Below are 12,760 nucleotides of genomic sequence, written 5' to 3' on the forward strand. Positions count from 1 at the left end.
TGGAAGTGATGAATCTATCAAGCCACAAGGTTGGGTCAAGCGATTGTACAAAATTGCGCTTGCTATTTGGCTAAGAACTGTTTTGGCGTTAAGCCCATTGCACGCTTAAAGTGGCGATGTAGATGACTTTGGTCATGAAACCCAGATTCTTGCGCAGCATCTGAAATGGGATGACCACTTCTCAATAGTGTTTTAGCATAACGCAACCGCGCTTGAATTTGATAGGCATGCGGTGGGAAGCCATACATTTTTTGAAATGAACGAACCAAATGATAGGGGCTAACTCCAGCTAGTTTTGATAAATCTTCTAATGAGACATCGGCCTGGGGAAAGTCATCTAAGAATTCTTTAACCGTATAGAGCGACTGCTGAATTTTAGTTTTAGGTACTGAGATCGGAGGACTTTTGGCATGACGTGCTACCAGTTTGGTTAGGGTCGCGTACACTAATGTTTCGCGTAATAGACGGTTACTCGACTGCTCTAACGTATCAAAAACTAAACGAAATTGGTTTGCTAATTCAGGATCGTAGACTACGGGTTCTGGAAAATAAGGAGCGCATGAGTTAAAGGAACCTAACTCTTGAAGCACGGTACTAAATTGTTCTGGAAGTGGATACATGGCTTTATAGGCCCAACCACCTTCTACAGCAGAATGGCCATTATGGATTTCTTCGGCATTAACCAAAATAATGCTGTCTTGTGGAGCAATATGATGACCACCGGTGCGGTAAAATCGTTGAGCACCGCGTTCAATAACTCCTACCGTGTACCCTTCGTGGCTGTGGCGCGAAAAGTTTTGTGTTTCGTATTGTGCATCGAGAAGCTCAATTCCGCCAAGTTCATTAGCGATATAAAACTTGGCTAGTTCTCTCTTTTTGCTTTTCTGCTTGGGCATTTCATATCCTACCTTTTTGCAACAACCAGTGTAGCCGATTTATTCAGAATGGTTTTGTACAAAATTGCGCATATCGTGTTATCCACTGAAGGCAAAAGAGTGTCGCGATGGTGCGCAACCTAAACAGATGAAATAAAAATGCCGCCAACAATGAACTGAAGACGGCCTGTTATTTCGTTGTGCTTATCCAGCAATGAGTGCTACAAGCTGTGTTGGTGTTCTGCGATAAGCATCGCCATTTGCTCGTCAGCTTTTTTCTCGGCGCTGGCGAAATCTTCTTCTGCTTCGAAGGCTCCGACGACCTCGTAATAGCATTTCAATTTAGGTTCAGTGCCCGACGGGCGCACAATCACTCTCGCTCCGCCTTCCAAGTGATAGGTCAATACATCACTAGCAGGAAGTTGAATCACTTGCGTTGTTCCATCGGCAATATAACGTGTTAGTGATTTGAGATCGTCGATCATGAGCACTTTTCGACCGGCGATTTCCGTTGGCGGTGTGGCGCGAAGCTTATCACCGATCGGCGGTGAGTTAGGGTCTAACTTAATGCTACGTTGTGCATTAATGTAAAAACCGTGCTGGCGGTAAATGGTTTCGAGTTGATCCCAAATAGTCTTACCTTGGCTGTATAATTCGGCCGCTAGTTGTGCAAATGCCACCATGGCCGAAAGGCCATCTTTATCCCAAACGGTTTGCCCTATGGTGTAACCCAATGCTTCTTCATAGGCGAATAAGAACTGCTGTTCATCGCTTTGTTGTTGCATCGCCACGTTGGTCAACCATTTAAAGCCAGTCAAGGTTTGGTAGTATTTTGCACCTTTCGCCTGCGCAATATTACCGAGTAAACTGGATGAGACGATGGTGTTGCCAACCAACTGCTTTGAGGCATCGGTTTTGGAGAGCAAATAGTCCCCAAATAGTGTGCCAACTTGATCGCCAGTCAGCATTTGGTATTGACCATCCGCGCGTTGTACGGCAACGGCAAATCGGTCGGCATCTGGGTCGTTGGCGCAGGCCAGTTGTGCATTTTGGGCATGGGCTAACGCGATAACCATATCCATCGCCCCCGGCTCTTCAGGGTTGGGGAAGTTGACGGTCGGGAAACGGCCATCTGGTTCGCGCTGTTCTTTCACACTGATGACATGGGTAAACCCAGCGTCATGCAGCAAAGTTTCAGCCATCTCAGCGCCGACACCATGCATCGCGGTATACGCAATGGTAAGGCATTGCGGATCAGTGTGGTGGTTCAACAATGGGCTTTGATTGAGGATACGACGGTAAGTTTGGTAATACTCTTCTGTTAGCCATTGCAAAAGGCCTTGTTGGTGCGCGTTGTCTAACGGCATCAGAGAAATAGCTCGTGTTGCCGCTAAGTCTATTTCTGCTGCAATACCTGAATCGTGAGGTGGGATAATCTGGGCACCATTTTCCCAGTACACCTTGAAGCCATTGTATTCGGGTGGGTTGTGACTGGCGGTGACTACGACGGCGGCGGCGGCATTAAAGTGTTTTACCCCAAAAGCGACTACAGGGGTCGGTGCCACTTTATGCGTGAGATACACTTTGATCCCCAGCGCGGCGAGTACGGAGGCGGTATCATGTGCAAATTGCTGAGAATCTGGCCGGCCATCATAGCCAATCACCACCCCACGTGTTTTGGCATTGCTGACTTGCTGAATGAGATAGTGTCCTAAACCCGTCGCCGTTTCTTGAATTACCAGGCGGTTCATACGATTAGGGCCGCATCCCACCATGCCGCGTAAACCTGCGGTGCCGAACTCAAGGCGTGATTGAAAGCGATCTTTTATCTCATCTAACTGATGCTGATCGACTAGTGCTTGTAGTTCTTGGCGAGTTTTAGGATCGGGATCTTTTTCTAACCATTCGGAAACGTGTTGCATCATGGTTTCACCTTCTTACATTCATGTTGAATTGATTCTAACTGATATTCATTCTCAATAATGGGGGCGCAATCGCTAAACATCGTTCTTATTTTGTTTCTCATCACGTGTTGCTTCTCTTTGATTGGTTGCGCAACTGACGCTGACAAATTCAGTGTTATCTAGTTAGAGTGATGAAGCGAGAGATGGCGTAAACTGCGTAGCTCGAGCCGCCTAAACAGTAAAGAGAGGCTTAAACATAAACCTAAGTATGCACCGCCCACTAACAACCATATTTCAAAAATAAGCCCAGAAGAGTTAGCGATTTCTGTGCCAACAAACGTCATTTCTTGAATTGAAATTAGCGATACAATCGAAGAATCTTTGACCAAAGAAATCGCTTGCCCAGCTAAAGCCGGCGTGATCGCCGCCAATACTTGAGGGGCAATGACGTATCGGTATTTTACCCATCGAGACAGCCCTAAAGAGTGCGCTGCTTCCCATTGACCTTGAGCGATTCCGGCCAAACCTGAACGAACAACTTCAGCGATATAGGCCGATGAAAGCATCCCAATACACACAATTCCAGAGAACAAATTTTCCCATAGATGAGAAGGACCAAACAGCCAATGCTGAATGACATTGGTTGGCTCATGGTGTTCCCGTAGTAGGTTTTCTAGGCCCAACAACGGGATCAGTTGATTGGAGACAAAAAAATAAAAAATGAACACGAAAACCAGCGGCGGAATGTTCCTAACTAATTGCACAAAAGCGTTAGCCGGAATTCTGAACCACGAAAACTGAGAGTGGCGTGCTACGCCAAGCAGTGTGCCTAACACAAGGGCCAGCACCATCGCCCAGACACTTAAGCGCAAAGTGGCGAGCAAACCTTGAAAGAAATAAGGGATGTCGCCATTGCTGGTGGGAGTGAAAATCAGAGCAAAAGCTTCTCGCCAACGCCAATTATAATTCACCCCAAGCTCGGCTCGGTGTGTTAACCAAATAACAAAGCCTAACAGTACTACGAGTAACGCATAATCGAGCTTATTGAGCGATAATCGTAACCATGGTTTAAGGCTCCGTTTTTCATACAGCATGGTTTTTGTTCTATTCACATCCGCCCCTCAGGCTATTGCCCTGAGACGATTTGGTTTTGCCAATCTAGTGTTGAGAACCAATATTCGTAGCGTTCACTCAACCAGCCGTCATTGGTTCGTTCAATAATCCATTGATCAAAAAAGGCTTTTTTGTCCTCTTCACCTAAGCGAACGGCAAACGCTTCGTTTCCTTTGGACAACCGTTCATTGAAAGGAATGAACAGTTTGTCACTGTGTTTCACTGTTTCATGTTCAGGTTTAGGGCTTGACGCAATCACGGCGTGTGCTTGGCCGTTTAATACTTCTTGAAAGGCTTGTGCATCGTCATCAAATTGCAGAATTTTGGCTTTGGGGAAGGTTTCACGAGCGACTTGAACGGTAAATGCTCCGCGTCGCGCTGCGATAGTCACTCGACGAGAATTGAAGTCTTCTATTGTAGAAAATCCTTTAGCGAGGGACTGATTAGCGGCAAGTTGTACTCCTGAATGTGAATAGGGGGTGGTAAAGAGCACGCTTTTCGAGCGTTCTGGCGTGATAGACATGCCGCCGATAATAACATCAAATTTTTGTGCTAAGAGTGCTGGAATAATGCCATCCCACGCGGTAGGTACAAATTCCACTTTCCAACCTGAATCTTCAGCAAGACGTTTGGCAACATCAATTTCAAAGCCAATCAGGTCGCCTTGCTTGTCGCGCATTGCCCAAGGCACAAACGTAGACATACCCACACGCAATGTGCCTCGTTCAGTGATTTTATCAAGGCTAGGCGTTTCACTGGCAAAGGCGGGTATGGAAATGGTTATCCCTAGTAACATGGTCAACCCGAGCGATAGAGCGGCGATAGCCTTCAATCCAGCGCGTTGCCACGCTTTTGGTGCAGATTGCTGCATGATGTTCTCCTTTTAAGGATGATTATTGAGCGCGCCATTGCGCCCCGAGTTTGTGTTCTAACCATGCTGAAAACCCTGATAAAGAAAGAGTTAACAGTAAATAAATTGCAGCGACGGTAAACCATATTTCAAATGGCATCGCCGTTTCTGAGACAATATTTCTACCTTGAGTGGTTAAGTCAAAAATAGCCATCACACTGACGATAGACGAGTTTTTAATTAATGACACGACTTCATTGGTCAGTGGAGGTAATGTACGTTGGATAAGTTGCGGTAAGATCACATCAACATAGGTATAAAAACGAGAAAGCCCTAATGTTCGTGCCGCTTCAAACTGTCCCTTCGGAATGCTGTTTAAACCACCACGAAACACTTCGGCAGTATAAGCGCCTTGAAACAGTGCCAAAGCTAAAATGGCAGTAGAGAAGCGATCTAAGCCCAGCACTGGGCCAAACACAAAATAGAGCAGGTATATCTGCACCAGTAGCGGCGTGTTGCGGATAAGCTCAATATAAATATTGGCCAACCAACGCCCTACCACAGAATTGGAAAGCTTCAACAAAGCGGTTGTTAAGCCAATGACCAGCGTAAAAAATAGGCTGACCGTTGAGATTTGCACCGTGACGGCTAACCCTTCGAGCAGTTCCGCGGGCCACCATTCCCCCTCGTCGTAAAAAGCGATGAAATCAGGCACACGATGCCATTGCCACTGGTAACCCATAGCATGTGCGCCAGAATCAAGTAGCCATATCATCCCCGCAAGCAATAGAACTATCTGTACTAGAGCGGAGAAGATCGGTTTTATCAGTACTTTTATCATCAATGGCTCAATATTTGGTTGAGAAACTGTTGAGTTCTTGGGTGTTTTGGCTGACGAAATATCTCTTCCGGCGTAGCGATCTCGAGAATTCTTCCTTCATCCATAAAAATGACGCGATCCGCTACTTTTCGGGCAAAACCCATTTCATGAGTGACGCACATCATGGTGATGCCATCTTGAGCAAGATCTACCATGACATCCAGTACCTCCTGGATGGTTTCAGGATCGAGAGCGGAAGTGGGTTCATCAAACAATAAAATTTCTGGTTGCATACAGAGTGAGCGTGCAATGGCAACACGCTGTTGCTGACCACCAGATAATTGCACCGGATATTTGTCAGCTTGGTCAAGAATATTCACTCGCTGTAAAAAATGGCTCGCTCTTTGTCTTGCGGCTTGCTTACTCAATTTCAGTGTACGAATTGGAGCTAAAATAAGGTTTTCAATCACCGTCAAGTGAGGGAAAAGGTTGAAATGCTGGAAAACCATACCGATTTTTCCCGCAGGCTGTGTGATGTCGGAATGGTTAGAGTTCAGGGTGATCTTGCCCGCGCTGATAGCTTCCAACCCATTGACCGTTCGGATTAATGTTGATTTTCCTGAGCCTGAAGGGCCACAAACGACTAAGATTTCCCCTCGACGAACCTGAAGAGTAATGTCTTTCAAAGCGTGAAAATTATTGTACCACTTGTTTACTTTTTCAAACTCTATCGCATTCATGGTTGAATATCTTGTTGCTATTTTGTTATCACCTACCTTAGCAATATCAACGAGATAATGCACCTACGAAGCTCATATTAGCGTTAATTTGTGGGTTCCAGCATAAAGGTGTAACTATTTTTTTACGCAATGATAATCTTGTAAAAAAGTAGCCAATATTGCCTTTTGTTGAAAATAATGATTGAAGTTGTGGTTTTTAGTAGATAAGTTACAGGGGAGAGCCGAAAGCAAGGCTGCGTATAGATCCAACCTGTCCGTTGTTCGGTAGGCAGTAGAAAAGAATAAGGAAGAAGTAAGCAATGTTTCAGACTGATGATGTAAAAATTAAACGAGTTAAAGAGTTATTACCTCCTGTTGCGGTTCTAGAAAAGTTTCCGGCAACAGAAGTTGCTTCTTCAACCACATTTCAGGCTCGAGAAGCCATTCATAATATTCTACAAGATAAAGATGATCGCTTATTGGTGATCATTGGCCCATGTTCAATTCATGATCCTCAAGCGGCTGTTGAATATGGAAAACGTCTTAAAGTGTTGCGCGATGAACTAGGTGATCGCCTTGAAATTGTCATGCGTGTCTATTTTGAAAAACCTCGTACGACCGTCGGATGGAAAGGGCTCATTAACGACCCTTATTTAAATGATACCTATAAAATTAACGATGGTTTACGCATGGCGCGTAAGTTACTGCTTGATTTGACCGATATGGGGATGCCGACAGCGAGCGAATTTTTGGATATGATCACACCGCAGTATGTGGCTGACCTTATCAGTTGGGGTGCTATTGGTGCTCGTACAACAGAATCTCAAGTTCACCGTGAACTCGCATCGGGTCTATCTTGTCCGGTTGGGTTCAAAAATGGGACAGATGGCAATATCAAAATCGCTTCTGATGCGATTCGCTCTGCCAGTGCATCGCACCATTTCTTGTCGGTCACTAAGTATGGTCATTCGGCCATCATTCAAACGGCAGGCAACCCTGATTGCCATATCATTCTACGAGGTGGTAAAGAGCCAAACTACAACGCTCAACATGTCGCGGCTATCAAGCAGGAACTAGAAATCTCCGGTTTACCACAAAAAGTGATGATTGACTTTAGCCACGCAAACAGCTCTAAACAGTACCAGCGTCAACTTGTGGTATCACAAGATGTGAGCGAGCAGATTGCATCGGGTGAACATGCTATTTTTGGTGTGATGATTGAGTCTCATCTCGTTGAAGGACGTCAGGATCTCGTGGATGGTTGTGCGGCCACTTATGGTCAATCGATTACGGATGCATGTATTGGCTGGGATGACACTGAAGTGGTATTGCGTCAGTTGGCTGGTGCCGTAGAGGCGCGTCGCGCACGCTAAATATGGCATCACTCTATAATATAAAGTATCAACAGAGCTCCCGATTCGGGGGCTTTTCTATTTAGACTCAGCTCTGATCGCGTCACTTTAAGCGCTATGGTTGTGAAAAGTGCTCAGATAATGCTGAACGACGATTTTTACTTGGGTCGCCGTTTTCATCGTTTTCTACCGTGCTTTCATAGCCTTGTTTGATAAAGCGTTGTAAAGGCATGACAGGTTCAATGCGCTTGAGTTGAGGGGAGTTTGTTGTCCCAGCAAGTTGGTAAATGGTCACACCACTACCAGTGTTAATCACAATTTTATCCCCATCATATTCAAACTGAGTGCTGACTAAGCGATTATTTCGAAACACGCCATTTGAATTGAGAGTGAGAACCTCAGTGCTATAGCTGGGTGTACCGATTTCGATCCATGAACCATAGACATTTTTGGGGCTTGTATACTCTTGATAGCTCACTAAAAGTAAAGTGGCAAAACTAGCTGCGATAGTGAACAGCACTATCCAAAAAAGACTTTTTAATACCCACTTTTTTTTCATAGGGTGACCTGAAGAGGCTTTATTTGCATGCGTGAAACCCTTAACTGCCATTCCCACTCCATAACGTAAGCAATCAGCGACTAGTACCGGTAAGGCTAACCAATTAAAACAAGGTTAGAGAGTGGAATATGTCGTGTGGTTTAGCAAATGTCACACTGGAAAATATGATCTTTTTTCCAAAACTAGTGCTAATGGATGACAAGATGAACATTGCATCATGAATTTTGTTGACTTACCGATCAGTATAGGTCGCGTTTCACTATTTGTTTAATTCCAATTGCCACTTGTGTATTTTTATGATTTCAGATAAAACGGCTTACAAACGTGTTATTCACCATATTTTGGTGGTTTATTTTACAAGGAAGAGAAATGATCAAAGAAAACACATACTTCGATGGGGCTGTTAAATCTTTAGGTTTTGCTCACCAAAGTGGTGACAGTTCGGTGGGCGTAATGGCTCCTGGCGAATACACCTTTGGCACGGCGGCTCCTGAGCGTATGACAGTCATCAAAGGTTCGTTAACGATAAAGCGTTTAGGGGATGAACATTGGTCTACATTTAAAGCGAATGAATCTTTTGAAGTCGCTGAGAATTCGTCCTTTGATTTGAAAGTTGCCGAAGCAACAGCTTATTTGTGCGAATATTTGTAGTTGAAATAGGGCTTAAAAGCCCTATTTCTTATTGAGCTGTTAAGCCAAATTTTGCAAATTTTGCATAGATGGCTTCGATCCTTCCACTTTTTACCATTTCAGACAGAGCGTTTTGTAATGCATCCGCTTGTGGATGGCTTTTAGGCATACCGTAATAGTTGCCGATAGTGTTTGGATAGTAGTAGGTTGCTACTTGGTAGTTACTAAAATTGATTGTTTTTAATTCCACTTCTAGCGCAGGTAAATCCAATACGATAACGGTATCTATTCTCTTTGCCTCTAGCATTCTTGCTAGGTTGAAGTCATCATTAACAACCGTTCTATTTATCTCTTTGTCTTGATCAAACGCTTCGAAATAAGCGGTACCTCTTTTCACACCGACATTTAGCTCTCGTAAATCTTGATAATTGTTGATTGCTGGCCCATCACTGCGAGTGACAAAAACAATATTCCGTGTTTGCTCACTTATAGGACCGATAAAGCGAACAAATGCTTCTCTGTCTGCTGTTCGTATGACACGTGGAACAATGTCAACAGTACCATTTTCTAAAGTAGCAAGGCTGCGAGGAAATGGAATGTTTCGCCACTCGATATCGAAGCCTATATTTTTTGCTGCTTCTTCAAGGATTTCCTTTAATGGGCCGCTGATTTTTTGACCATCTGGACTGATCACCATTTCTGGTGGTCGATGCCTAAAATCAGCTTTAAGGGTGTTAGCAAAAAGCGTTGAGCTGAGCAGCACTGCTGCCAATGAAATGAGAATATTTCTAGTCAATACCCACATATTTCGTGCCTCTCGTCAAATTTACTACTTGAGTATAGGCAAACTTTCTGAGAACCCCAAAATGACACTTAAGATCAGCCGGATGGTTACCCTATGATTAATACTGTTCAAACACACCTGAGTTGTAGTCTTTAATTGCTTGTTCTATCTCAGAAAATGAGTTCATTACAAACGGCCCATAATGCACGACAGGTTCATCAATGGGTTGCCCCATTAGCAACAATACTCCGCTCGTATCATTGGCTGTTAATGTTAAGAACTCACCTTTTGAGAGCAACGCTAGCTCGCCTTGCTTCAACACTTTACTGCCTAGCTGTGCATTGCCTTTGTAGGTAAATGCCATGACATTAAAGTGATTCGGAGTGACGATCTCTAATTGGCTACCCGGTGTGGCTTGCCAGTCGGCCACACTCAATTTAACGCCCGTTTTTGTTAATGGGCCTGTTACTATCTGGTTGCCACAAGTGACATCACCCGCGAGTACTCTCAGCAGGCCAGTCTCTTGGGAGTGGTATTCGGTAATGGTTTCGGGTTGAAAGTCGTGGTATTGCGCTGGCGCCATTTTTTGGCTAGCAGGCTGATTGATCCAAATCTGAAAACCGTGCAACTGACCTTCAGTCATGATTGGCATCTCGCTGTGAATAACACCTCTTCCTGCGGCCATCCATTGGGCACCTCCAGAGCGTAATTCACCGACATTACCCATATGATCTTGATGTTGGAAATGCCCATTTAGCATATAAGTGAGCGTTTCGATTCCTCGGTGTGGATGAGGAGGGAATCCGCCAATATAATCGGCTTTTTGATCAGATTTAAATTCATCGAGCATTAAAAATGGTGAAAAATTAGCATTATTAAAGCCAGCAACGCGGCTAATTTTTACGCCATCTCCATCCGAAGTGGGTTGTGCGGGGATTATCTGTTTTATTTCACGTTGCGTTAGCATAATGATTCTCCTTGTCGGTATAACATCAGTCTAAGACAAGGTGCTGATAAAGAAGAGCGCTGTGTTTTGAAGGTCTTCGTCGAGAAATTCGAACATATCTTGAGGGGGCTATAATTAGAGTAGGTTGGATCACGAGGAGGATGCCCAATGTCTATGTTGCCCAAACATGAAGATCAGAATCCGCATTATGATCCCAAAGAGGATTTTACGCTTGAGCAGATGCACCGATTTACCAAGGTGGCTAATCAAGCGCAGAAAAATCGCGATACGCTTGAACAGCTCAGTGACAAAGACGTTTCCATTGTTGAAGCAGCAAGGCGTGCGGCAATGAGGCCAGTGATTCACCCTAAACCAAATAAACCTAATACAGCACGCTACGCCGCATGGATGGTGGTGGTATGTGCAGTAGGTTTGTGGATTATGTATATGACTCGCTAGCTTTCTTTATTGGTGTCACTGTTGCTGAATGGGTTGCAGTAGATGCTTCAGTATGGTCAAGTGAAAGATGTTGGTAATACTGATATTGATTTTTGCCGTTGTGTTTTGCTGCGTACATTGCTTTGTCTGCGCACCGAGTCAGCTCGGCCAAGTTATCAGCATCGGAAGGAAACAAAGCAGCGCCGATGCTGACGGTGAGGTTATTGATCATTTCTGAGCCTTGATATTTATCTTCAAACAGATAACAAATCCGGTTGAGAACGCCATCCAAATCCTTAACCGTTTTGATATCGTAAAGTAGTAGCACGAACTCATCTCCGGCAAATCTCGCGATGGAGTAATCGTGTTTATCGGTCTTCCGGTCTTTATTTCGGACGTTGTTTTTTAAACGATTGGCGAAATACTGCAAGACTCGATCCCCGACCTCATGTCCGTAGCTGTCATTAATGGACTTGAAATTATCAATGTCTAGAAAGACGAGTGCGGTGATGGTTTTTTTATCAGTCTGCTGGGAGAGTTTTTCACGTGCCCAAGTTTCGAAACTCCAACGATTGGCGAGCCCAGTCAGTTGGTCGGTGTAGGCAAGGTCTTCAATTCCCTCTTGATAAAGATGCTGGATATAGCAAACCGCTTTGTTGTAGTAGTAAGAGGAAATATGACACATGCAACAGAGTGCGATGAGACTGAGAAAAAACCGATCTATGGGGAGATATTGAGGAAGAATATCGGCTCCGGAGAGTTGTACTGAGACGCCAATCAGCATAAAGAAACTGCAGCTAAAAACTAAGCCTATACGAAAGTCATTAATGAAGATCACCGCCGCAATAATTGGAAACAACCACAGCACATTGCCGATCATATGCTGTCCATATAGTAGTAATATGACCCCTTTTGTTAACAAGATGGCACTGAGGAATAAATCGGCATAGGAGGTGTTATCAGAGTGATGGTAGAAATAAAGGTAATTAGAGGCAATGGCGATCAAGCATAATAAATTAAAAGTGCTCAGGTAATATTGCTGTTCAAGAAAATGAAGAATGCCATAAAAGGCGAAAAGTAGCACAGACACAAACGAGCATAAGGCAACGACCCTACGCTTGCGTGACGCTCGCATATTGGCCATCTCTTCTAAATGTCTACCTACCAGTTCAGTCATACTCGATCTCGATGCTATCCTAAAGTATTAGATACCGAGTTAAGTCTAGAATAAATAACAGAGTTTTGCGGACGAAGTGCATGGAGTCAGTTAAAAAATACAATGGTTAATCATTTGGCGTTTTCGTTAAGTCATTAGGCTATTAATAATCGGTGATCAATGGTCTTATAACTTATTGTATTATCAGCATGTTTTGTCGATTATTTTAACGTTGTTCAAATAAGCCATTATTTAAGCCATTATTTTTTTATAAAAAAATGAATATAAGCAAATGTGGATATAGCAAAAAAATCTAAGCCGTCCTGTAGTTACATTACAAATTTAGTTACATCGCAAATTCTTTTTTGATCCAACTTCTTAACACTAAGATACTCTCTTGTTTCAGTTGCTCTTTGGCACAAACGAAGTAGTAGTCTTGATAGGGATTAGTCACTGCGGAACCGAGTTCTTGTAGTAGGCCTAACTTGATGTCATCTTTTACAAAGAGGCGATGGGTAACGAAAATACCTAATTGGCGGATAGTTGCTTGTACGGCTTGTGCTGAAGAGACAAATGATAGGTTTTTGCGACTTGCTGGCATGGTAAGTTGATAA

At 43.9% G+C, this 12,760-nt stretch carries 13 protein-coding genes and 1 pseudogene; 3 read left to right on the forward strand and 11 right to left on the reverse strand.

Annotation, left to right across the window (positions count from 1 at the left end; translation table 11 throughout):
* Nucleotides 1-62 precede the first annotated feature (62 nt).
* The 6 genes from NB504_RS09595 to NB504_RS09620 all read right to left on the reverse strand — a co-directional run bounded on the left by NB504_RS09595 (nt 63) and on the right by NB504_RS09620 (nt 6,302).
* Complete coding sequence (locus NB504_RS09595; RefSeq protein ID WP_170899041.1) at nt 63-896, reverse strand: AraC family transcriptional regulator; 834 nt, start codon at nt 894-896, stop codon at nt 63-65.
* Between the two features lie 200 nt (nt 897-1,096).
* Entirely contained in the window at nt 1,097-2,800 is a 1,704-nt protein-coding gene (locus NB504_RS09600; protein ID WP_258428738.1) for a phospho-sugar mutase, read from the reverse strand.
* Nucleotides 2,801-2,958: 158 nt separating this feature from the next.
* Nucleotides 2,959-3,873 carry an amino acid ABC transporter permease gene (locus NB504_RS09605; protein WP_405054806.1) on the reverse strand — a complete coding sequence of 305 codons (915 nt, stop codon included), beginning with the start codon at nt 3,871-3,873 and terminating at the stop codon, nt 2,959-2,961.
* Nucleotides 3,874-3,905: 32 nt separating this feature from the next.
* Nucleotides 3,906-4,688: a transporter substrate-binding domain-containing protein gene (locus NB504_RS09610; protein WP_208871670.1), complete on the reverse strand. Its 783-nt coding sequence runs from the start codon at nt 4,686-4,688 to the stop codon at nt 3,906-3,908.
* A gap of 97 nt (nt 4,689-4,785) precedes the next feature.
* Nucleotides 4,786-5,583: an amino acid ABC transporter permease gene (locus NB504_RS09615; protein WP_094165293.1), complete on the reverse strand. Its 798-nt coding sequence runs from the start codon at nt 5,581-5,583 to the stop codon at nt 4,786-4,788.
* On the reverse strand, nt 5,583-6,302 hold the full coding sequence (locus NB504_RS09620; protein ID WP_029388162.1) for an amino acid ABC transporter ATP-binding protein: 720 nt from the start codon (nt 6,300-6,302) through the stop codon (nt 5,583-5,585). The genes NB504_RS09615 and NB504_RS09620 overlap by 1 nt, the downstream gene beginning before the upstream one ends.
* A 299-nt stretch (nt 6,303-6,601) precedes the next feature.
* On the opposite strand from NB504_RS09620, the gene aroG reads away from it, so the two are divergent.
* A complete protein-coding gene (gene aroG / locus NB504_RS09625; protein WP_013868087.1) occupies nt 6,602-7,654 on the forward strand; it encodes a 3-deoxy-7-phosphoheptulonate synthase AroG in 1,053 nt (350 codons plus the stop codon).
* Between the two features lie 94 nt (nt 7,655-7,748).
* Here aroG and NB504_RS09630 read toward each other — a convergent pair whose 3' ends face one another.
* Entirely contained in the window at nt 7,749-8,192 is a 444-nt protein-coding gene (locus NB504_RS09630; protein ID WP_026027942.1) for a DUF2850 domain-containing protein, read from the reverse strand.
* A 369-nt stretch (nt 8,193-8,561) separates the two neighbouring features.
* Here NB504_RS09630 and NB504_RS09635 point away from each other — a divergent pair, with 369 nt between their 5' ends.
* Nucleotides 8,562-8,843 (forward strand): pyrimidine/purine nucleoside phosphorylase, encoded by a 282-nt coding sequence (locus NB504_RS09635; protein ID WP_026027338.1) that lies wholly within the window; start codon nt 8,562-8,564, stop codon nt 8,841-8,843.
* Between the two features lie 28 nt (nt 8,844-8,871).
* On the opposite strand, the gene NB504_RS09640 is transcribed toward NB504_RS09635, so the two are convergent.
* Entirely contained in the window at nt 8,872-9,627 is a 756-nt protein-coding gene (locus NB504_RS09640) for an ABC transporter substrate-binding protein (RefSeq protein WP_258428740.1), read from the reverse strand.
* A gap of 97 nt (nt 9,628-9,724) precedes the next feature.
* On the reverse strand, nt 9,725-10,573 hold the full coding sequence (locus NB504_RS09645; RefSeq protein WP_094149882.1) for a pirin family protein: 849 nt from the start codon (nt 10,571-10,573) through the stop codon (nt 9,725-9,727).
* Between the two features lie 147 nt (nt 10,574-10,720).
* Between NB504_RS09645 and NB504_RS09650 the strand changes: the two genes are divergently transcribed.
* Entirely contained in the window at nt 10,721-11,011 is a 291-nt protein-coding gene (locus tag NB504_RS09650; RefSeq protein ID WP_013868082.1) for a hypothetical protein, read from the forward strand.
* On the opposite strand, the gene NB504_RS09655 is transcribed toward NB504_RS09650, so the two are convergent.
* Together NB504_RS09655 and NB504_RS09660 are read right to left on the reverse strand one after the other, a co-directional pair.
* Nucleotides 10,992-12,167, reverse strand: coding sequence for a GGDEF domain-containing protein (locus NB504_RS09655; RefSeq protein ID WP_258428741.1), 1,176 nt, complete (start codon nt 12,165-12,167; stop codon nt 10,992-10,994). The two genes, NB504_RS09650 and NB504_RS09655, sit on opposite strands and share 20 nt — an antisense overlap.
* 325 nt (nt 12,168-12,492) lie before the next feature.
* Nucleotides 12,493-12,760: pseudogene (locus NB504_RS09660) on the reverse strand (LysR family transcriptional regulator); the annotation flags it as partial.

It is taken from the genome of Vibrio sp. RM-69-4, assembly GCF_024743775.1.
GTDB classification, from domain to species: Bacteria; Pseudomonadota; Gammaproteobacteria; order Enterobacterales; family Vibrionaceae; genus Vibrio; species Vibrio anguillarum.